Origin of the sequence: Cuniculiplasma thermophilum (assembly GCF_052315355.1) — an archaeon.
GTDB lineage: Archaea > Thermoplasmatota > Thermoplasmata > Thermoplasmatales > Thermoplasmataceae > Cuniculiplasma.
In genome coordinates this window covers 61,466-83,094 of the sequence record NZ_JBLSDF010000001.1, presented here as the reverse complement: position 1 = coordinate 83,094, position 21,629 = coordinate 61,466, and the positions used below count along the sequence as shown (strand labels likewise).

Sequence of the window (21,629 nt, the reverse complement as noted above, 5' to 3'; positions counted from 1 at the left end):
TGCAATGAAGATCATTTATCTGAGGGCAGCAGAGATAAATGACAAATGGTCTATGAGATCATTGAGAGGATATTATAAATGCATTGATGAGATTAAGGAAATGTTCCAAAGGAGGTATCCTTTATAAATACACAACATTTTGGACACTATGTATAAAATGACTTATTATTTAATTATTTTTTTTCACGGTTACAAAGTTTATATTAATAATTCTACCTAGAACTCTAAAAAAATAGAAAGTTAAATGCGTTTTCATTGCGGTTTTATTTGACCAACTGCCAAATTCATATTGTGCAGTTTTTCATAACCGATCTGAATACTTCTTGTTCTTAAGCCACAGTCAGGATTTATTCTCAGCTGGCGGTCGTCATCCATAATTTCCCTTGCTGTGTTAATTCTGTCTGATATTAATTCAACACTCTCAACTGTGTCTATATGTACATCAGTTACTCCTAACCCAAGGAACTTTCTATTTGATCCAGTTTCACAGTATTCTTTGAACCTTTTTACATCTACATATCCTGGTCGTTTATCTAATCCCACTCCCAAATTAAGTGTATCTCTATTTGCAAACTCAAGATTATAGCCATCTATATTCAAGTCTGGCATTATCTTAAAAAGGTCTCCGTAATCCTTACTGTAACATACATGTATGGAGGTTTCAATGCCTTGAATTCCTTCAACAGCTCTATTGACAGAATCCAATACTATATTCATTTCAGATGGATGAGTTGTTGCCGCTGGTTCATCAATTTGTATCTCCATTTTTTCCTCATTCCTATATTTTTTCCATATGGATCTCAATTCATTTATCTCTTCATTAATGATCTCTCCAAAGGATATTGCAAGATCATAACGACTTGCATAATATTCGTTAAATGACCAATCCATCATAGTGTATGGGCCTGTTATTGGTATTTTGAGTTTTTCTTTTGTATTGTTTAATAAAAACTCAAGTTCATTTCCGTGCAGACTTTCCCTTCTTCTTATTGGGCCGGTTACGCTACCTTTTTTATAGTATCTATTATCAAATGATCTAACCATTCCGTAGAACTCTAGATTCTGTACTCTTGTAGCGAAATGCTCATACATTTCCCACCTGAACATTTCACCAGCAACACCCACATTTTCCAAACCTGAATTTTCGAATATTTTTAATGTTTCCAGAGTTGCCCTGGATGCTCTTTCAAAAAATTCCGAAGATTCACCTAATTTATGGAAATTTTTGCTTAAATAATCAGGTTTTCTAAAACTTCCAATTTCCTGTGTAATTAAATTAAGTTCACCCATTATCATTCACCGATCCTTCTTAATATTTGCACCTTCTTTTCAGCAATCTTATTTGGAAGGAAATCCAAATAATCATTTGTTCCAACTATTATACGATCTAAATTCAGTTCCTCAATAGATTTTTTTATCTTTTCTTCGTTCTCCAGTCTGGTATTATGAGCATCGATAAGTTTGACACCAGGTATATGGGAATACTTACTGGAAATCTCAACTTGTTTTCTGTCCATATCTGTAATGATCGATTTGAATTTTTCATTCTCAATTGAGAAGTTTGTTTCCTTTATTTGTCCTGAAGTAAAGAGGTATATTCTTCTTAGGTCGATGAACCTTCTTATTAAGCTTGAATAACCTTCTGTCAAGGGGACCCTCTCCATTAAAAAAATATCCGTACTTCTGTCATAAAATCCAAATAAGGATGAGTAGAACTTCGTTATATTTTCCAGGAAAACTTCATCATTTGTGGAATTTTGTATTTTTGAGAATCTTAACAATGTTAGAGGTCCAGGGGCAAAGAGCAAGGATTTTTTCGAACCCTTATAAACAGGCAATGGTAAACTATCCCTTATTTCGTGAAAACTTAAAGGAGATATCCCAATTTCATATTGGCCATCGAATTCGGGAATTCTGTAAAATGTATTAGTCTCTTCAAATCTAGTTAATGGGCCTAAATTGACTCCTTTCATAAGTGAAACTATGGGTCTGAATATATCATACCAGTTGTACAATGGTTCAGTATGCTTTATTCCTTCTGCCAGGAGATCAAACTCCTCCGTCTTCCTAACTATATTATTTTCAAGTTCTGTGGAATTTATGAGTCCCCTTTCCCATCTACCTATAAGCACTCTCAATTCTTCTGGTTTGGGAAATATCCCTCCAATTAAACCTTCAATCTTTGTCAATTAAACACTCTCCAGGATTTCCTTTGCAATTTTATAATCTCCCATCGGCATCACATGAATACCCATTACACTTCCCTTAATCTCGTCATACGTATTCAAGAACATACGTCTCGATGTACTTGCTATATCGTCTGATTCCCTTAGTTTTTCAATTTCTGCTTTACTCATATTTACACCTATTTTTTTTAGAAAAGTAATTGTGCCCTTTCTTGTAATCGGTATGAAACCAGGAATAATTTTTAATTTATTCCTTGCAATAATCTCTGGGTTAAGATGTTCAGTTGAATATATGGGCTGTGTTATAAAAAAATCTGCCCCTGCATCAGCTTTTTTCAAGGATATGGAAACTTCTTGATCTCTATACGGGTTATAAGCTGAACCAATGTTTATTGAAATCTTCTCAGCATACTGTTCATTTTGAATTCTCCTGATCTCTCTCATTATTCCAAGGGCATCAATCTCCCTGACCTCAAGTTTGCTGAATTTTGGATCTACTGGATCACCACCGATTACGAAGAAATTCCTTATTTCGTTTTTTATTGCACTGACTATTTGAGAAATAATATATACCCTGTTTTTGTCTCTTGAGGTTATATGTGGAACAGCTATTGCCCCAATTTTCATGGATACTATCTTTGTTGTAAGAAAAGGATCAACTCCAGGCCTTCCACCAGGATTTTCAGGCGCTGTAATTACATTTGCAGCTCCATCGAGATTCCTGGCTGCAATATCTAGATCCTGATTGTTAAGGTTTTTTTCAGGCAGAATCTCAACAGATTTTACTATCTTCAGTTCAGTTATCACTTTTTCTCCCATTACTCTGTTTGGATGGGGATTATCATTAAATAATTTCTTTTATAAAATATTACTAAAGGTAATTATAGGTGTTATTCGCAATCCCAATGATCTAAATCTTTTAAGGCAAGTAAGGAAAGAAGTTGTTTACAATGTAAATCTTCTGAAAGCCAAAAATTAGGTTGGACGGTTTCTTATAATTTTACTAAAACTTAATCATGGGTTTATTAATACCGTGAAAATTATTTAATAAGTTTCATGTAAGGGGTTATGAACTTTAACGAAGAAATTCTTAACGAACTAAGAAAAAATGTTAGGGAATTTGTAACCAGAGAGATTGAACCCATATCTCTGAAAATTGATCAGGATGATTACTTCCCACTTGACGTTTTCAAAAAAATGGGAAAAATGGGCTATCTTGGAATTACAGTTCCAGAAGAATATGGTGGTTCCGCCTTTGGGTATGTTGGACAGGCCATCATAGAAGAGGAAATAGGGTATTCTTCCCCATCATTGGCTCTTTCCTATGGAGCACACAGCAATCTTACCTTGGATAATCTCTTCAGAAACGCAAACTCAGCCCAGAGAGAGAAGTATATACCCGACCTTTGCACAGGTCAAAAAATAGGTTCACTGGGATTAACTGAGCCATCATCAGGTTCAGATGCACTGGCTATGAAAACAAGGGCCACCCGATCTGGAGACCATTATATTCTGAACGGATCAAAAACTTACATCACTAATGCTCCGTACTCCGATATATTTCTTGTTTATGCTAGGACGGGAAATGATTTTACTGCATTTATCGTGGAGAGTAGTGACGAAGGCTTTACCAGGGGTAAAAAGTTCAATAAGATGGGCATGAGAGGTTCTCCCACTGGGGAGATATTTTTTGATAATATTAAATTAAAAAAGGATAGAATTTTAGGAGGAGAAAATTCAGGCAAAGATATAATTCTTAGTGGACTAAACTCTGAGCGGGCAATTCTTTCATTCATATTTGTTGGCCTGGCAAGAAGAGCTCTGGAAGAGGCGACACGATATTCAATTGAAAGGAAGCAGTTTGGTAAATCTCTATACGAGTTTGAGATGATACAGGACAAACTGGCAATGATGTATACGGAATATCGAGCGTCCAAATTGCTTGCATATGATGCACTCTCTTCCGTTGAAAATAACAACATGGATCTAAAAAGTGCGGCATCATCAATTCTCTATTCAGCAATAGTCGCAGAAAGGATCAGTCGAGAAGCCATACAGATAATGGGAGGAAATGGATATATGAAGGACACAGGTGTTGAAAGACTACTTAGAGATGCTATACTGGGGCAGATAGGAGCTGGAACAACAGAAATAAGGAAAAAACTTATTGCCAACTCACTGATAAAGGATTTCCAAAAGGGTAGAGGAATAGAATAAGGGATGAAATGTATTAAGTGTGGGAAGCACGAAGCGGTGGAAAAGGGATTATGTGAATCCTGTCTTTGGGATTCTTTAAATATAGAAGCACCCGGTTCAATAATTGAAAAGACCTGTCCGAAGTGTGGAGCTTACTTCGTTGGAAAGGGATGGGTTTACAAGGATGGGCAAGGGAAGTGGGAGAAAAAAGTGATTGAAAATTTCACAGTGAATGAGCCGTTTAAGATAGTGAAGGGAGAAATAATTGGAAAGAACAAATTGGAAAATTCCGTTACAATTAAAATAGAGGTTGAACGAAATCCCAATGATATAAGAGATGAAACTTTTCAAATTCCATTCATCAAGGAGAGTATAAGCTGTCCCACATGTAATAAGGTAACAGGTTCATATTATGAGGCAAAAGTTCAGATAAGGGGAGTGACAGGCAACATAACAGGCGAAATGGAGCGGTTAGCAAAAATTCTGGTTTCCATGGTCGAAAGAAACCATAAAGATGATCCTGAATCCTTTATTTCTAAGATAGAGTATGTAAAAGATGGATTTGACGTATATCTTGGAAAAAGAAAGGATGGAGATACATTTGCAAAGGATATGAAGACTAGGGAAATTTGTGACATCATAGTATCCAAAACACTGGCAGGAGTAAGGGATGGAAAGCAATTTTTTAGATTTACTTACCTGATTCGCGTTCTTGACTTTGAACCGGGTGCGGTCATTTATATCAATGGAAAAAGATATCTCTATCAGGGAAAAAGCTCTTATGGCATATATGTAAACGACCTTGATAATGGAAAAGAGATTCAAATAAATAAGAAAACTGTCAATTTTGAAAAAACACTTATCACAGGGGAATTTGCAACCAGGAGAACTTTCATGGTTATAAGTCGTGAAAAGGAGGAGTGTACGCTTATGGATAAGGAAAATTTTACTCAAATTACCATTAAGGGTGAATGTAAGGATAACGAAATCTCAATTTTTGTATTGGGTGATGAATTTTATAGAGTTAGGGGTGAATAGATGTTCGTAAGAAAAGAATGGGAGAAACTAAGAAGTGTGATAATCCATAGACCTGGAATAGAGATAGACTATGCAATGCTTGCACCAAGGGCATTTCTATTTGAAAGACCTTTTAACAAACAAAGGGCAATTTCTGAACATGTTGAATTAGAACAGAAACTAAGGGAAAACGGAGTAAAGGTTACCTTACTTAGGGAGATGTTCAATTCAAGGGCAAAGTCAGATACACAATTCAGGGATGCAATGGAGAAAAAGGTAATGGAAAGGGTGGTATTTTACGGCGATATTGATGATTCCAAACGATTAATGGAAGAGTTCTCAAAGAATATAGGTTATCTGGATGCAGATACCCTGTTCAACCTTATGATTCTTGAACCAGCAATAGATGTTAGAATGGACGAATCAAATAATATGCAGTACCCTAAGATTTTTTCAAATATTCCATTGGCAAATCTTTACTTTATGAGAGATCAGCAGGCAACTGGAGCCAACGGTATAGTATCTGGCAGAATGAGACTCCCTCAAAGGAGATCTGAACCCTCAATTACAGGTTTTATAATGGAAAACGTAATTGGAAAGAATCACGTAAAGAAGATTGGCGAGGAATCTTTTTTTGAGGGTGGGGATTACATACCATGTGGGGATTTTGGTCTAATAGGCACAGGTCCAAGGACGGACCTGAATGGTGCAATGGATGCGTTGAATTCAGGGATGTTTTCCCATGACGAAGTTTTGATTTTGGAAAATCCAAAGTATGACTTCATGGTTGATGATCTTTTGAACAACATGCATCTTGATACATATTTTAATATTCCGTCAGGCGAAGTAGCCATATGTTCCGCCAGACTTGCTAAAAAGGCAAAGGGACAGGTATATGAAAAAAATGGGGAGGGATATACACCCGGCAGGAAAATCAATCTTTACGACTACATGGTAGAAAAGGGTTTCAACATACTTGATCTCAGTATAGTGGAACAGCTTTCATATTCCTCAAATTTTCTTACAATCTCCGATGGAAAGATCCTTTGTGTAGATTCATCAAAAGTATTCAGGAGACTTCTAAAGAACAACATACTTAACGAAGATATTGCAAGGAAATCATCATTTGAACTACCAGATCCAGAAGATGAGATGTTTCCAATCCCAAAGAAGATGGCAGAATTTGGCATAGATTATATTACAATTGATCTAGAGGAGCTTACTGGAGGTTATGGCGGAGCCCACTGTATGACCATGGCAATGGAACGCTCTTAATTTTAGCCTCATCCCTATTTTTGTATCCATATTTTATACTATGAATTTCACTAAAGAATTTATTTTCTCAACAGATAAGGGCCATAGAAAGCCCTTCAATCATTGATGGTCAAATGAAAAGTTTAATTAAAAAAATATGATATGGTCAATATGTCTGTGAACTATAAAATATACATTTTAATTACACTAGCAGGTCTTTTGCCAGCAATCTGGGGTTTTCTGATGGTAATAGTTCCACTTTAAGATGATAATATGAATTTTGAAAATCCCTTTTTTAAACAGGTAATGGATTTAGAAAATCAGGTAAAATTGAAAGACAAGTTCAAATTAGAATCTCACTCATCAGTCACAATTGCGGGGATGGGTGGATCTGGTGTATCAGGAAGAATATTTTCGGCTCTTTATCAAAAGGAGATAGTTAATATTGTTGATGGCTACAACTTACCTGAGTTTGTCAATAAAGATACCTTTTTTATTGCAGTGAGTTACAGTGGCAATACGGAGGAAACAATCTCTGTTGTAAACCAGGCAAGGGAGAGGGGAATAAAAGTACATGCAATTACCTCCGGTGGAAAACTTTCACAAATAAGTGACGATGTCATTATTATTCCAAAGGGTCTCCAGCCGAGGGAATCCCTTGGGTATTTGCTCATGCCTCTTTTGAACACCTTCATGAGCAAGATGGTGTACCAGTCGGATCTTGGAGATGCCATAAATAAGGCAAGATCAAAGTCAAAGGAGATAGAAAAACTGGCTCAGAAAATCGTGGATTCAGATAAAATACCCTATATCATATCATGGGAGCCATTCACTGCATTGAGCTATAGATTTAAAACGCAGTTTAATGAAAATTCCAAAATGTTTGCTTTGAATCATATTTTATCGGAGCAAAATCACAATGAATTGGTTCCAATGGCTCTAAATGAAAATATGAGGAATAGGTTTTTTTATTTATGTATAGAAGGGGACCCGGATTCAAGAAATGCCCGGAGAATGGATATGGTTGAATCGATTTCCAAAGTTTCATTTTCAAGAATTTCATCTGAAGGCAAAACAACACTCGAGAAGCTTTTTTATCTTATCCATTACATAGATATCCTGACTGTTCAGGTTGCAATATTAAGAAATTACGATCCGGAGGATGTAAAAGTGCTGGAAAATCTGAAGGGGGACCTCTCTAAGATTTAACGATTTCTGAGTTCCCCGTTGGTAATATTTGCATTATTTCGTCAATTTCAAAATCCAGTTTTTCCGCAATTTCCCTGGCAATTCTATCCTTTTTTCTGCTTCCAGGGACAATTTTTATGCTATTTTCATCCTTTTTATAAGGTGAGATCATTGGAATTCTTATTTCCTTGTATTCTATTGGAGTGATATACAGTTCAAGTGGGAGCTGGAATAAGTAAGTTCTTTTCCCTCTCACTATCCATGATCCTTTCCTCACATATTGTCCTGATTCTGGTGTCTTGCTTACCTGTTGTGGAGATACCCAATAGGCAGATCCTGACGCCAGGCCATTCTGCCATGCTCTTGAGAAGGACACGGCAAAAATGGCTGCTTCCCTTATGTCCTCCTCATCAATTGGTTTATCACTCTCACCTTTCCTGATAACGGTGCTTGGGGCTCCGTACATATCTGCATGGACATATATGTCATCTTCTTCCAGGTATTTTTTCACCACCTTTTCATTGGTGTCAGTATTTTTACCAGAAAGTACAAGTTTTTCATTTTTTGTAAAAAACCAGTGGTATGTTTCAAACCAGAACTTTTGTCTGGTTTTTCTTTTCATTTCCTGTTCCTTTACAATATTGCCAAGTGAATTCTCCATCGCGATTTTAGCCCCATTTATCTTCTCTTTGAATTCTTTTGACTGGTTGAAAAGCCTTTCCATGTTTTCGCCTGGGGTCTTTTCGTATTCTATCTCTATGGTCAGGTCTCCATATTTTATGGTGGCAATCCTGTTGGCCAGATCTTTTTTTAATACTTCTAACTTTAAGTCTCCAAGATTCAAAAGGTCACCGGAATTGGCACTTCCCTTAAGTAGATTTATTGTTTTGGCAATTCCCTGGAAGTGAGCAGCAATAAAATTCCCAGCTTCCTTATATTCTTCAACTTTTTTCTCATACTCTTTGATCGCCCTTTCCTGGTTCTCAACAATTCTTTTTATCTTCTCATTAACAGGATTCAGTTCATTTTCCCTTTGCATTATCCTCATCAAGGCTTCATTGAATGTTTCAGTAGTCTCATATTCTTCATTTAACCTTGATCTCATTAAAATTGGAGATGCAGTTTGATCCTTGTAAATATAGCCCTTGTTCTCTTTTGCCTCCTTTAAAACCATCCGGGTTGTGTTCATCAATTTCTCAATGAGACTGGGATTTACCTCTGGCTTTGAATCCTTATCTATTTCGCTGCGAAAAAGCACCTCCTCGGATAGGTCGCCACCAAAATTCATTCTTGTGGCTAATGTTTGAACAATAGATGCTTTACTTTTTTCAATTATTTCCTTTATTTGCGAATATTCAAGATTTAATGGATCAGATAATGTGGGTGGTATATACTTTTCTCCTTTCAGTATCTTCCTATTCTTCCATTCTCTCGGGAATAGGGCATAATCAATTACATCATCCTGCAGCACTATAAGATTCCCATCCCTAAACAGTTCTATAACGAGGGAAGATCCTCCATAAGTGTCAATTCTTATTACTCTGTCAAAATTTATCTGAGTTATATTACTGATTTTCCGATCCATGAATATCTTACGAAGGTACATAGCTGTCTGGCCAGCATCCTGTCCCCTTGTGGAATCCATGAAGCATACTCCCCTTTTGACATCAATATATAGAGGAACTGTTTTCAATGTACTACTGTGTATTTGAAATATGAATTTTTTCTGGCCGATCTCATATACTTTCTTAAAGAATGCATCTTTAATATTTTCCCTGTTTATTTCAATAAATGCATATATATCCAGGGAGCTTTCCTTATCTTTCATTTTAACTCAAAGGATAATGACATTTTTTGCTTTAATCTTGTGCAGCAGAAATGGGCTCCATCCCATAATTAAGAAAAATCATTATATTTATAAATGAATGTAACATACTGTTTTACTTTGTATCTCGAGGTATATAGGTGATTCTGATTGTACGCAATTATTGAAGATGATTATTTGGCAAGGGTTCCCCCCACTATGTTAGGTGAAGATTATGAAAGAGCAGTTGAGGAGGTAACTCGCAAGGAACTTCAAGGTTCAATCGTTGATTATGTTCCAGATAATAATTCCAGAGTTGATATGCAAAAATGTTATATTGTGACTATATTGGAAATTACAAAGAACGGTGATGGTATAATAGTTCACGGGGATGGAGGAGTTTACCAAAATATAACTTACAAGGCGCTTGCGTTCATCCCAAAAATGAATGAGATAGTTGAAGCTGTGGTTGTTTCTGTAGTTCCAAAAATTGGGGCATTTTTACGTTTCGGTCCTTTTGAAGGTCTATTGCACGTGGGTCAGATAATGGACGACAGAATAGAAATTGATGAAGGGAATAAGAGATTAATTGGAAAGGATACAAACCGCGAAATAAGAGCAGGGGATAAGCTCAGGGTGAGGGTTGTTATGTTAAATATATCTTCTTCCTCGCCAAACGACAGGAGGATAGGATTTACAATGAAGCAACCGGGCCTTGGTAAACTGCAATGGTTAAAAAACGATCCATCTGAAGGAGTTAAACCTGATATAACGGGAGAATCCAAACCAAAGAAAAGTGCTAGGAAGAGAGAAAGGACAAAGCATCAGGAAGGCGACAGCAATCTGGTATCCGACTCACCAATTCCAGAAGAGGATGCTGAAGAAGAGAGTCTGGGTGAAGAGGAGGATCTAGGTGAGGAGCTATGACAGTCAAATCAACAAAGAAAAAATATATGGCATGCAAGATCTGCAAGAGGATCTATCTTGATGCACCGTGCCCTGATCACGGAGATTCTCACATGACAGATGACTGGTATGGTTTTTTGATAATAGTTGATCCCAGACACTCGCAGATTGCCAATAGAGCAGGAATTACAGAAGAAGGCACCTATGCAATTAAGGTTAGACAGTGATTATTTAATAAACGATGAGACCAAAGGTCTCATACAGTCCAATAACGGAGAAATTATAAATCCAGAATCTTTAATAAGTTCTGACTCCAGTAAACTGTTCGCTGTTGGTGACTATACGTGCAAAGTTTTAGACGATTTGGGGATCATTCCCAAGATAAGGGTATATGATCTGAAAACTCAAAGAGGAAAGGAAGTTTTCAGGGAAAGATCTAATTCAATAAAGATAAGAAATGATCAGGGTGTTGTATCCTCCGATTTAATAGAAGAGATAAAAAAGGGGATCGAAGGAGTATCTGCAGTAAATATTCAAGTTGAAGGCGAAGAAGACTTAGCTGTGTTACCAATAATTTTTTATGCCCCAATTAACTCACTGGTAGTTTACGGTATCCCGGGTCGTGGGATGGCAGTAATTAAGGTTGACCAAAATAGCAAGAAATTGGTTGAAAAAATATTCAGCAGGATGGATGTGAAGAAGCATGAACTTTAAAGTAGTAGAATCAAAGGAGAACAAAATACTCAGGCGAAAGGAAATTAAATACACTCTAGAGTATGAAAACAGCCCTACCCCTTCAAGGGAGGTTATAAAGGAGATAATAGCGAGAAACACCAACAGTAATAAGGATCTTGTCATAGTTGACAGAAACATTCAGAAAACCGGTCTTCACTTGCTTGAGGGTTACAGCAAAATTTACTCAAAGAAAGAGGATGCCATGTTGTACGAGCCTGACTATGAGCTTTTCAGGAATGGACTAAAGGTAAAGGAGGAGAAGAAGTAATGCAGAAAAGAGAGTTTTACAAGATTGAAAATAACAAACTTGTCAGGCAGAAGAGAAACTGTCCAAGGTGCGGAGTAGGAGTATACCTTGCTGAGCACGAAGACAGATTTACCTGTGGAAAATGCGGATACACAGAATTTAAAAGAAAGAAGTAATTTTTACCATAAAACGCTGGTGTCTGATAAAAAGATATTCTTCTTTTTTAACTTACAAGTGAACGAATTTGTTTTAACTGTGGAAAAGAAAGAGTGCTAATTATTCTGTCATAGTTTTTCCAGAAAGTAAATAAAATAAGAAACAAATATTTGCTATCCAAAAATTAAGTTATATTAAATAAAGGCCTAGAGTTCTACTATCTTTTTTGTTGTTTCTCCAGCGCTCTTTTCAATCTCCTTGTACTTCTGGTTATGATATATTTTTTCATCATCCCCTTTGGGTTCAATCCTGAGAAGGTTCAGTAGATGAGTAAGCTCTGAATCTAGTATTAGGGAATATGTTCTAAGGTGCTCCTCCTTTGATGGATCAATGCTTCTCCTCTTAGCCGATATAAAGCAGTCAAAATGAACAGCACCCATCTTTGTAAAGGTAAACTTTTCGCCGGTTCTTACCTCCTTTTTACATTCGTAGCAGTTAAATTGCGCCATGGGGACTTATTATGTACTAATACTAAATCTTTGTCAGAAATTACTTTGGTTAAAAAGTGCACTATTTATTAAGGCGATTTAATTATTCCCATATGGAGCGCAGAGGTGTATCATATTTACCTCTTCATTACGGAAAACCTCCAGAAAATCTGTACAGGAAGATGATAATCCTTATAGGGGAAATATGTACACTTATCAGTCAGATATACTCACCCAAGGAACTGGTTAAAAGATTTTCCGATCCAATATGGTTTCAGTCCTTAAGTTTAGTTACGGGTTTTGACTGGAACTCAAGCGGCACGACCACTACGACTATTCACGCACTGAAAGAATATACGGAAACGAAAGATTCAGATTTTTTTGTGTCAGGTGGTAAGGGAAAGAGCATGAAACTTAAATCAAAGGAGATAAGAGAACGATCACAAATTATGAATTCAGATTCAATTGCCCAGAATCTGATTAAAGAAACTGATTATATTGCCAGAATTGATAGTAACTTATTGCAGGATGGCTACGATCTCTATATTCACAGCGTTATTTCAGACTATAAGGGAAATTACAGCGTTATTCAACAGGGTTTAAATTCTGATCAAAGAATGGCAAGACGCTATCACTGGAGTAATCTGGAAAAGATGGAACCATTGGAGGAGCAAAGAAATGGTATTAGTTCTCAGGCCATGGGTGAAAAAAGCCTTGATCTTACATCATCCTTAAACAGACGAATAAGGGAAAATATGCTTAGGGTGATAAGGGAAAAACCAAATATTGTAAGAGATAACCAATATACTCTCGACAATTTCTCAGGTTCCCCAGTTTTGAATTTGAGTATGAAGGTTCCATTTGACAAGTTAAGAGAAATATATGAATATGAGCCATCCAGTGTCATGGATCTTATATCGTTCCCAGGTGTGGGTAAGAGCACTGTCAGGGCCATAGCATATATTTCAGAAGTGATAACCGGGGAAAAAATAAGCATGGAAGATCCAATAAGATATTCATATGCCCTTGGAGGAAAAGATGGAATTCCAAAACCAGTAGACCACAGGGACTATGATATGGTTATAGAGTTTTTTAAAGAGGTTTTAAGGACCTATGGAATGAACAGGACTCTTATGGAAGAAAAAATAATGAAACTTTCAAGATTTTCCTCAGACCAGACAGAACTCACAATAAGGCGTAATTAAAAAGGGAAGGATACAATATATAGAAAACTCTGACAAACCTTTTATACCGTTTAAAACTGAAGCAAGGATTAACACGGAAAATAAGGAAAGTGTGAAAAAGGGAATAGAATATGAACTTCCATTTCTGGATGATCTCATTGTAAAGTGGTTTAATCAAAAGTATACTTCATTAACTGTTCCCCAGAGAATGGTTATTCCTCTCGTGCACGAAGGAAAAAATGTTCTTGTATCTAGTCCGACAGGAACTGGGAAAACACTGACAGGATTCCTGGCTATTATTAACGAATTGTTTCTGAAGGCCAGAGCCAATAAACTGGAGGATGAGATATTTTGTGTTTACATATCTCCCTTGAAAGCCCTGGCAAATGACATAAACAAAAATCTAAACTCACCTCTGGATGAAATTTATCAGATAGCAAGAGAAAATGGATTGGATTTACCCCCCATAAGGGTTTCTGTTAGGAGTGGTGATACAAGCCAGAATGAGAGACAGAAGATGCTGAGAAAGCCACCTCACATCCTAATAACAACTCCCGAATCATTTTCCCTGGCCCTGACCGCTCCAAAGTTTAAGGAAAAATTCAAGACTGTAAAGTATGTAATTATTGATGAAATTCATGAAATTTCATCATCAAAGAGGGGTACTCTTCTTTCACTCAATATGGAACGCCTTGAGGAGGTAGTTCCCGGATATGTAAGGATAGGACTCTCGGCCACCCAGGCCCCTCTTTCCACAATTGCGCAGTTTTTATGCGGTTTTAAAGATGGAAAGCCAAGACCATGCGAGATAGTGGATGTTGATATCAAAAGAGGACTGGATCTTGAAACTCTCACTCCTGTGAAGGATCTTACAAGTGCCGGGTTTGAAGTTGCAAACGAAAGAATGTATGATATTTTGGCAAAGCTCGTTGAAGAACATAAAACCACGCTCATATTTACAAACACAAGAAGTGCAACTGAACATGTTGCAATAAGACTTAAGGCCAGAGGCATAGAAAGTCTGGAAGCACATCACTCATCACTGGGCAAAGAGACAAGAATAAGTGTAGAAGAAAAATTAAAGAAAGGTGAATTGAGGTGTGTAATATCATCCACTTCTCTGGAACTTGGAATAGATATAGGAAGTATTGACCTTGTGGTCCAGATTGGAAGTCCAAAATCCGTCTCCAAGGGTTTGCAGAGAATAGGAAGGGCTGGACATTCGATTAATGAACTCACAAAGGGCAGGTTCGTAGTCTTTAATCTTGACGATCTGGTGGAATGCTCGGTCCTGACAAGGGCGGCATACGAAAGAAATATCGATAGAGTCAGCATACCCGAGGGCGCACTTGACGTTCTTTCGCAGGCAATAGTCGGCATGACTCTTGAAAAAACATGGAACACAGATGAATGCTACAACCTTATACGAAGATCATTTCCGTACAGGAATCTCTCAAGGGAAGAATATATGTCAGTAATATTTTACCTTGCAGGAAAACTGGAAAATAACAGTGTTTATTCTAAAATATGGTACGACGAGAAGGAGAACACAATAGGGAAGAAAAAGAGCACAAGAATGATCTATTTCATGAATGTGGGGACAATACCTGATGATTCTGATTATAAGGTAATAGATATAAACGGAAGAAACCTGGGGCAATTGAGTGATAAATTTGTGGAAAGAATGGTTCCAGGGGATATCTTTGTTCTGGGAGCAAGAACATATTCCTTTATAAAGACCAGAGGAAATAGAGTAATAGTAAGGGATGCGACCGGGCTCAAGCCGACTATCCCCTCATGGACAGGGGAGATGCTTCCAAGGTCCTATGATCTTGGCAAAATGATCGGTCAGTTTCGGGCAAGTATTTCAAAGGATCTGGAGGACAGGGATAGGGAAGAAATAGAGAAATGGCTTATTGAAAACTACCACATAGACAAAAATGGTGCCAGAAGTATAATATCTTACGTGAAGGCGCAAAAAAATTTTGGCATTCCAACCGATGATCATCTATTGTTGGAGGGATACATAGACGATAACCTGTACAGTGCAATTTTTCTCATTCCCCTCGGAAGAAGAGTTAATGATGCACTTTCAAGGGCCTATGCACAGGCAATATCAAATCAATACGAGATAAACACAAGAGTTAGTGTAACAGATGACGGCTTTATGCTAACCTTTGAAAGAAAGATCGATCTAAAAGATCTTGTGAAATTGATAAATGGGTCAAATTTCGTAGAATATGTGAAAAAGTCCATATTCAATACAACCGTATTTAAGGAAAGATTCAGACAATGTGCCACACGTTCCCTCATGGTATTAAGGAGATATAAGGGACACGAGGTCTCTGTGGTTATGCAGCAGCTTCGAAGTGATAAGGTTTTGAAGGCTCTTGAACATATTCCAAATTTTCCTGTAATTACAGAAACTTACAGGGAAATAATGAATGATATGATGGATGTCCCATCTGCTCTTGAGTATGTGAAATCTGTAATAGATCGAAATTCCGTAAAAATAAGAGATTACAGCAATGAAACATGCCCATTTTCACTGTCTCTTGTGCTTTCAGGTGTTTCTGATGTTGTATTAATGGAGGATAGAGCCAAACTTTTAAGGGAACTTCAAAGCAGAATAGTCGATAAAACATACGGTTCAGAATTCACCGATTTTAAAATAAGGGAACCATCAAAGGTCGATGCATTCTACGCTGCCAAGGTTGAGCGAATAAAAAATGAAGGGGACCTGATGTCATTATTTGAACATTTCCCATTTGCAGATATTACAAGATCCAGATTCAATTCGCCATTCCCATATGCAGATATAGATGTAACTGAAATGTGCAGGAATTTAGCCAACAAGGGATCAATAGTAAGTGTCTACATGAGAGGGATTTACTGGATTCTGCCGGAAAGAGAATTCCTGTTCAAGTCTCTTTTCAAAAGGAAAAGGGAAATGTCATCGGAAGATCAAAAGGTTCTGAACGCATGCAATATGAAGACCATGGGTGAAATTGTAAAAGAAACCGATCTACCGGAAGACACAGTCAAAAATTCACTTCTCAATTTGGAATCAATGTATCTTGTGCATAGAAGGTTCCGTGGGGATAAGATTATTTATTACAAGGCAGATGAGCCAAAGCAGTCTTCCTACAGTGCTGAAAATCTTGTTTATGATACATTGAAATCCATGGGTCCAATGACATTTGATGAATTATCCATAAAACTTCCAATGGAGAGGGAAATACTGGAAGAATCAGTTTCCAATCTGAAAAATGACGGGATGATTCTGGAAGATTATATAACTCCCGTTTTTGCAAAGCAGTATATAATAAAGGGAGACCTGGAAGCAATAATGGGCATGGAAAGCGTGGAACCATCAGAGATCAGGCTTGGAAGATTTATGAGGAGGTTTTCTTCTCCTGAGGAATATTTCAATTCCATTGGATTTTACACCAATCGAGATTCCATGTTATTGAGAATGAGGGAATCCGGGGAGTGGAAGGACCCAGAAGAGGTAATAAGGGGGAGGTTTTTCAGGCATCGACCAACCGCTATGAACAGAAATATGGCTATGTGTCTTCAAAAATTAAGGCAGGAGGAACTGAATGAACAGGAGAAACAGGTTCTGGACTTCCTAAAGTATGGTAGAGCAACATTGGAGGCAATATCCCGTGGAACATCAATACTCCTGAGGGAATTAAAACAGGTCATAAAGTCCCTTGAATTCAGGGTTCTTATTGATTTCAATGGAAATACATATGGAAAATTAGGAGATTCAAAGATGGATAGAAATGAGGCAATGAAAACACTCCTATCTTTTACGGGACCTGCCACGCAGAATGAAATAATGAGAAACTTCTGGTTCAATATAAAGAAGGAAGATCTGGTGGGAATAACCAGTATGAGAGGTAAGAGCGGAATATACTACGGTGAAATGCAAAAGGACAAGATGGAAGATATAATCCTCCCTGTTTCAGATCCTGTCATAATTTTTATGGGGAAACTCGTTACAGAAAATAGCGGTTTTACGCACGCTTTTTACAGTAAGGGCAAGATGATTACCATCATGAATCTTACCATAATGCCGGAGGCATTATGGATAGACCAGATTGAATTCGAAGAACCTGAGGGTCAGGATAAATTTTGCCAATACCTTGAGATGCAATACATTTCGAAGGGAATGAGTGTAATGGTTACAGATCCTATGGAAAAGGTGAGAAATGGATTTGTAGAACACGGGTACAGGGAATCCAATGGCATTCTAATGAAAGGCTCTGAGAATTTTAATGCACTCTATATGGATTCCCTTTTCAAATATTCCATAAGACATTATGGGCGCTCATTGGTGAAGTCCGGAAGGGCGATAGAAAATATACACAGTGCCTATCTTGGGATAAGGGATAATAGCGAAGCAACAGTATGGGGCATACGTGCTGTTGATATTGAAAGTTATTTTTCTTCTGAAATTATTTTTTCCTTTAATGGACCCCTTGGAATAACTTCAAAGGGAACAATGGAAACCATTTCCTTATACAGGACACTGAGAAAGGTAAATTTGAATGATACTGATCATAAGGTTCTGAAATTCATAATGGAATATCCTGCCAGTGAGGATGAAATTATTGGAAATCTGTCGATTCAATATGATAACGTGAGGGAATCCATTCAAAAACTATGGGAAGGTGCCGTTATTTGCAAGGATGTGAGGTCCAAATACAGGTTTGTAGTGGAGAAGTTTACCGATGAGGAGGCTGCCAATGTAGTTATTGAAAAAATAATCTCAGTAATTGGTTTCATAAATTATGACATGTTCAACAAAATAACGATGTGTGATGACAAAAATCTCTATGATAAAGCCATCGCAAAGATTAGCAAGAGGAATAAAATGAAAAGCATTTTCATTCTGGACGCAAAAATGTTTGTGCTCGCAAAGGAGGATTTCTTAAGTGAGAAAACCGGAAAAGGCCATGGTATCATTCTGAGCCCACGGGACCTCATTCATAATGTATTCAAAGGGGTTGTTAAGGCCAATTTCGGTGGAATAAGAAAATTCATATATTTTGTTGATGGATCTCCCGTCCTGTCCTTGGAAACTCACAGGACAAAAAATGATCTGACAATAGAGCATTTTGATGGGGATCTATCTAAGAAAAGGGAATGTATCAAAACCCTTTCAGAGTTTGGTTTTTCAGTAAAGTTCCAGGGTGATATTAATTAAGTTTATAACTGCATAAATATATGAGTTCCAATGCTTAATTATCTTCTGTTAATAACGGGAATAAATGCTGTAATATCCGCATTTTTAATGATTGTTTCATGGAAAGCCTTAAGAAAGGGTATTTCCATTGTTAAGTACATATTTCTTTACTTCACTCTCATACTGATATCTTCCCTTGTAATTTCTCTTCAGTATTTTGGGATTCAGATCTTTGAACCATACACGCAGGCAATATTACAAATAATTGACCTTATTATGCTCATTCTTGTATATCTGGGAATAATGAGGGGAAAGTAAATTTGAGTAATGAAAATTCCTCCAGAGAACTAATCCTAAAGATGATCAAGGATAATCCCGGCATACATTTCAGGGCAATCCAGAGAGAGAGCGGATTGGCTATAGGCCAGGTGGAATACCATTTATACAGGTTAGAAAAGGAGGAAGTGATAACAGTCAGAAAGGATGGCAAGTATAAGCGATACTTCCCATATTCCACAGGCGAATCACTTAAGAAATCACTTGGTTATCATCTGAGAAATAAGGCCAGCAGAACAATAATTTTTATTCTTCTCAATAAGGGAACGGTAGCGGAAGGAAAGCTTAAGGAGCGAATAGGCAGCAGCTGGGAAGATTCCATAAAGTCGCTGACGGAAGAAAATATTGTAGTAAAGGATGGCCAACAGTTCAGATTAAAAGATCCAGAAAATATAAGAGAATTTATAAAACGCTCAAGGAAGAGCTTCATTGAAGAACTGGCAGATAGCCTTATAGATCTTTTTGACGAATGGAAGGAAGATTAGTATGATTTCTTCCTGTAAGATATGTAACCGGCACCAATAAGTAAACTGCCAAGTATTATACCTCCACCAAAGGCATAAAGGTTGCTTTCAATTTCTCCTATTGCCTGTGTAATTGGAGTAGAAATATCAACAGTTTTCAGGGGGAATGAACTGGGTAATGTTACATAGGGATCATAGCTAATGTTGTTGTATTTTCCTGAGTAGGGTATAATAAGATAGTAAACATAGAATCTATAAACATGATAGAATATAATGGTCGCATTCATCTCCTGCCCGTTATCAACATAATGAGAGTTCAATGAGAATATGATCGTCTGCCTTGTTTGGTTAAAAGGCATCACCAGTCCATTAAAATTCATTTTCATTCTTTTTTCATCGAATCTCTCTCTCATACCTGGCTTAAATCCCTTTCCCTGATAGATTGCAATTGGTATTACTAAGTCACCAGAAAGGTTTCTTGTATCGTGTATACTGAACTGGTATGAAACTGAAAGACTATTTGTATCGTTTATTGTCAATGTGGTATTATTTGTACCATTCATTTCCAGAATCTTCGAAACCTTGGTTATATTTACCGTTATATTTTGATATTCCAGAGCGATTTTAAAAAAGTTGTTTCTTGAATTCGGAGATATTCCAGTTAATCCTATTCTCCCACTCACATTTGTGTGGTAACTGTAATTTAGTTTACCTTTTGAGGTCATATGCCAGTGAAGATGGGGGTAAACATTTTTAAATCCCTCATTTGAATAGAACCTCAGAAAATTAGGGCCGAAGAAATTCATAGTAGTGTTCCCACCATTCATGGAAATATTCATTCCTGGGGAGGGCCCAAAGGACATATGTGCCCCATCTGGGCTATGATTGTATGGAACCGCAACAGGTACCATCATAAGGGATACAACCAGAATGATTAGTAATGCTTTCAACATAAAAGTATATTTTGGACTATTAAACGTTTTTTGGTACAATCATTTTAAGAGAACTCTTCTTCAAGTTCTATTATAACCTGGTTAAGAACATCTTCAAATGTTACACCAGAGTATTCTCTTAACCCTCCCATTTCAGTTCTAAGCTTGGCGATGTAATTTTCACCATTTTCTTTTTCCTCGTCTTCCTTAGATAATTCAATGTTGCATATCATCTCCTGCATAAAAACACCTGATTCCGTATGAATACTCCATTATTTAACGATTACTTTAAACAATAGTGAGAAAATATAGATTTTACATAAAGTGTTTAAAATTTAATAAACACCTTACCAAGATTTTTCTTGTTTTTTATATCCTCAAAGGCTTTGTTTACCTCATCTATAGTTATTGTACTTGAAACAACTGCCTTGATCTTACCTTTTGCAGACATTTCAAGAGCCCTTTCAAGATCATACCTTGTGGATGAGATGCTTCCTTGAACACTGTTTCCCTTCAGAATAAGTATCCCCAGAGGGATTTTTGGTGCCCCTGGTGTTAAATTTCCAACCACCACCATTTTTCCTCCAAATGCCAGAGATCTAAAGGAATCAGTGAATGTGGCATCCCCCGTATTTTCAAGGGATATGTGCGAGCCCTCAGGCCATATCTCCTTTACCTTCTTGCTAAATCCTTCACCAGCACTTATTACATGATCAGCACCAAGTTTATAGAGTTCCTCTTTCTTCCATTCTGAGCTTGTTACAGCCATTACTTCTGCACCGTAGGCCTTGGCTATCTGTATTGAATGGGAACCTACTCCACCACCTGCACCAGTAATAAGGACACGTTTTCCTTCGCTTATGCCACCGACAGTATCAAGGGCGTGTATTACCATTCCTGTAACGCATGCGGCAATAGTTGAAAGTTCCTCTGGAACAGACTGGGGAACCTTAACAAGGCTTCTTTGGTCTATCTTAACAAATTTTGAGTAGGCCCCATCTATGTTTTCTCCCAGGGTTTTCTTGTACTGGCATAAGTTTTCTTTCCCAGATATACAATTTTCGCAATGACCACATGGGACATATATTAGACTTGATACTCTGTCGCCCTTCTTAAAGTAATCTGCTCCATCACCCACTTCCCTTATAATCCCTGAAACCTCATGGCCTGGAACAATGGGAAGGTTCAGTCTTGGGAAAAAACCATCCCTTGTAAGTATGTCTCTGTAACATATCCCCGTGAATTTTTGCTCTATAATGACATCGTTTACTCCTGGTTCAGGTATATTCCTTTCCTCAATTTCCATGCTTTTTCCTATTTCCTTTATAACTGTTGTTTTCAC

21 protein-coding genes and 1 pseudogene are annotated in these 21,629 nt (G+C 37.2%); 14 read left to right on the top strand and 8 right to left on the bottom strand.

Features of this window, described 5'->3' with window-relative positions; genetic code table 11:
• Nucleotides 1-127 (top strand): annotated as a pseudogene (locus ACNF42_RS00450) (IS256-like element ISFac8 family transposase); the annotation flags it as partial.
• Nucleotides 128-252: 125 nt separating this feature from the next.
• Here the strand turns inward: ACNF42_RS00450 and ACNF42_RS00445 are convergent.
• Genes ACNF42_RS00445 through ACNF42_RS00435 form a run of 3 tightly spaced genes read right to left on the bottom strand, consistent with a single transcriptional unit; the run spans nt 253 to nt 3,005 of the window.
• Nucleotides 253-1,290 carry a methionine synthase gene (locus ACNF42_RS00445; RefSeq protein ID WP_443337680.1) on the bottom strand — a complete coding sequence of 346 codons (1,038 nt, stop codon included), beginning with the start codon at nt 1,288-1,290 and terminating at the stop codon, nt 253-255.
• A gap of 2 nt (nt 1,291-1,292) precedes the next feature.
• Entirely contained in the window at nt 1,293-2,189 is an 897-nt protein-coding gene (locus ACNF42_RS00440) for a uroporphyrinogen decarboxylase/cobalamine-independent methonine synthase family protein (protein WP_443337678.1), read from the bottom strand.
• Complete coding sequence (locus ACNF42_RS00435) at nt 2,190-3,005, bottom strand: methylenetetrahydrofolate reductase (RefSeq protein WP_443337676.1); 816 nt, start codon at nt 3,003-3,005, stop codon at nt 2,190-2,192. It lies immediately after the preceding gene.
• A 249-nt stretch (nt 3,006-3,254) separates the two neighbouring features.
• Here ACNF42_RS00435 and ACNF42_RS00430 point away from each other — a divergent pair, with 249 nt between their 5' ends.
• The 4 genes from ACNF42_RS00430 to ACNF42_RS00415 all read left to right on the top strand — a co-directional run bounded on the left by ACNF42_RS00430 (nt 3,255) and on the right by ACNF42_RS00415 (nt 7,862).
• Nucleotides 3,255-4,403, top strand: a complete 1,149-nt coding sequence (locus ACNF42_RS00430; protein ID WP_443337674.1) for an acyl-CoA dehydrogenase family protein — start codon at nt 3,255-3,257, stop codon at nt 4,401-4,403.
• A 3-nt stretch (nt 4,404-4,406) separates the two neighbouring features.
• Nucleotides 4,407-5,420, top strand: coding sequence for an NMD3-related protein (locus tag ACNF42_RS00425; protein ID WP_443337672.1), 1,014 nt, complete (start codon nt 4,407-4,409; stop codon nt 5,418-5,420).
• Nucleotides 5,421-6,674 (top strand): arginine deiminase family protein, encoded by a 1,254-nt coding sequence (locus ACNF42_RS00420; RefSeq protein WP_443337669.1) that lies wholly within the window; start codon nt 5,421-5,423, stop codon nt 6,672-6,674.
• Between the two features lie 252 nt (nt 6,675-6,926).
• Nucleotides 6,927-7,862: a bifunctional phosphoglucose/phosphomannose isomerase gene (locus ACNF42_RS00415; RefSeq protein ID WP_443337666.1), complete on the top strand. Its 936-nt coding sequence runs from the start codon at nt 6,927-6,929 to the stop codon at nt 7,860-7,862.
• On the opposite strand, the gene rqcH is transcribed toward ACNF42_RS00415, so the two are convergent.
• Nucleotides 7,852-9,669, bottom strand: coding sequence for a ribosome rescue protein RqcH (gene rqcH / locus ACNF42_RS00410; protein ID WP_443337664.1), 1,818 nt, complete (start codon nt 9,667-9,669; stop codon nt 7,852-7,854). The genes ACNF42_RS00415 and rqcH overlap by 11 nt on opposite strands.
• A gap of 147 nt (nt 9,670-9,816) precedes the next feature.
• Between rqcH and ACNF42_RS00405 the strand changes: the two genes are divergently transcribed.
• Genes ACNF42_RS00405 through ACNF42_RS00385 form a run of 5 tightly spaced genes read left to right on the top strand, consistent with a single transcriptional unit; the run spans nt 9,817 to nt 11,709 of the window.
• On the top strand, nt 9,817-10,572 hold the full coding sequence (locus ACNF42_RS00405) for a DNA-directed RNA polymerase (RefSeq protein WP_443337662.1): 756 nt from the start codon (nt 9,817-9,819) through the stop codon (nt 10,570-10,572).
• Nucleotides 10,569-10,778, top strand: a complete 210-nt coding sequence (spt4, locus tag ACNF42_RS00400) for a transcription elongation factor subunit Spt4 (protein WP_443337660.1) — start codon at nt 10,569-10,571, stop codon at nt 10,776-10,778. The genes ACNF42_RS00405 and spt4 overlap by 4 nt, the downstream gene beginning before the upstream one ends.
• Nucleotides 10,756-11,265 (top strand): GTP-dependent dephospho-CoA kinase family protein, encoded by a 510-nt coding sequence (locus tag ACNF42_RS00395; protein ID WP_443337658.1) that lies wholly within the window; start codon nt 10,756-10,758, stop codon nt 11,263-11,265. Before spt4 ends, ACNF42_RS00395 begins: the two co-directional genes overlap by 23 nt.
• Complete coding sequence (locus ACNF42_RS00390; RefSeq protein WP_443337655.1) at nt 11,255-11,554, top strand: 30S ribosomal protein S24e; 300 nt, start codon at nt 11,255-11,257, stop codon at nt 11,552-11,554. The genes ACNF42_RS00395 and ACNF42_RS00390 overlap by 11 nt, the downstream gene beginning before the upstream one ends.
• Nucleotides 11,554-11,709, top strand: a complete 156-nt coding sequence (locus tag ACNF42_RS00385; RefSeq protein WP_443337653.1) for a 30S ribosomal protein S27ae — start codon at nt 11,554-11,556, stop codon at nt 11,707-11,709. The genes ACNF42_RS00390 and ACNF42_RS00385 overlap by 1 nt, the downstream gene beginning before the upstream one ends.
• Before the next feature lie 186 nt (nt 11,710-11,895).
• Here the strand turns inward: ACNF42_RS00385 and ACNF42_RS00380 are convergent, their stop codons facing one another.
• Nucleotides 11,896-12,198, bottom strand: coding sequence for a DUF2175 family protein (locus tag ACNF42_RS00380; protein ID WP_443337650.1), 303 nt, complete (start codon nt 12,196-12,198; stop codon nt 11,896-11,898).
• A gap of 92 nt (nt 12,199-12,290) precedes the next feature.
• Here ACNF42_RS00380 and ACNF42_RS00375 point away from each other — a divergent pair, with 92 nt between their 5' ends.
• From ACNF42_RS00375 to ACNF42_RS00360, 4 genes are all read left to right on the top strand, one after another.
• The gene (locus ACNF42_RS00375; protein WP_443337647.1) at nt 12,291-13,382 is read left to right on the top strand and encodes a DUF763 domain-containing protein; all 1,092 of its coding nucleotides are present in this window, start codon (nt 12,291-12,293) and stop codon (nt 13,380-13,382) included.
• A gap of 91 nt (nt 13,383-13,473) precedes the next feature.
• Nucleotides 13,474-18,576, top strand: coding sequence for an ATP-dependent helicase (locus tag ACNF42_RS00370; RefSeq protein WP_443337645.1), 5,103 nt, complete (start codon nt 13,474-13,476; stop codon nt 18,574-18,576).
• Nucleotides 18,577-18,606: 30 nt separating this feature from the next.
• On the top strand, nt 18,607-18,873 hold the full coding sequence (locus tag ACNF42_RS00365) for a hypothetical protein (RefSeq protein WP_443337643.1): 267 nt from the start codon (nt 18,607-18,609) through the stop codon (nt 18,871-18,873).
• 2 nt (nt 18,874-18,875) lie between these two features.
• Nucleotides 18,876-19,376, top strand: a complete 501-nt coding sequence (locus ACNF42_RS00360; RefSeq protein WP_443337641.1) for a winged helix-turn-helix transcriptional regulator — start codon at nt 18,876-18,878, stop codon at nt 19,374-19,376.
• Here the strand turns inward: ACNF42_RS00360 and ACNF42_RS00355 are convergent.
• The 3 genes from ACNF42_RS00355 to ACNF42_RS00345 form a co-directional block, all read right to left on the bottom strand.
• Nucleotides 19,373-20,305, bottom strand: coding sequence for a hypothetical protein (locus tag ACNF42_RS00355; RefSeq protein WP_443337639.1), 933 nt, complete (start codon nt 20,303-20,305; stop codon nt 19,373-19,375). The genes ACNF42_RS00360 and ACNF42_RS00355 overlap by 4 nt on opposite strands.
• A 47-nt stretch (nt 20,306-20,352) precedes the next feature.
• Nucleotides 20,353-20,529, bottom strand: coding sequence for a hypothetical protein (locus ACNF42_RS00350; RefSeq protein ID WP_443337637.1), 177 nt, complete (start codon nt 20,527-20,529; stop codon nt 20,353-20,355).
• An 86-nt stretch (nt 20,530-20,615) separates the two neighbouring features.
• Complete coding sequence (locus ACNF42_RS00345) at nt 20,616-21,629, bottom strand: zinc-binding dehydrogenase (RefSeq protein WP_443337635.1); 1,014 nt, start codon at nt 21,627-21,629, stop codon at nt 20,616-20,618.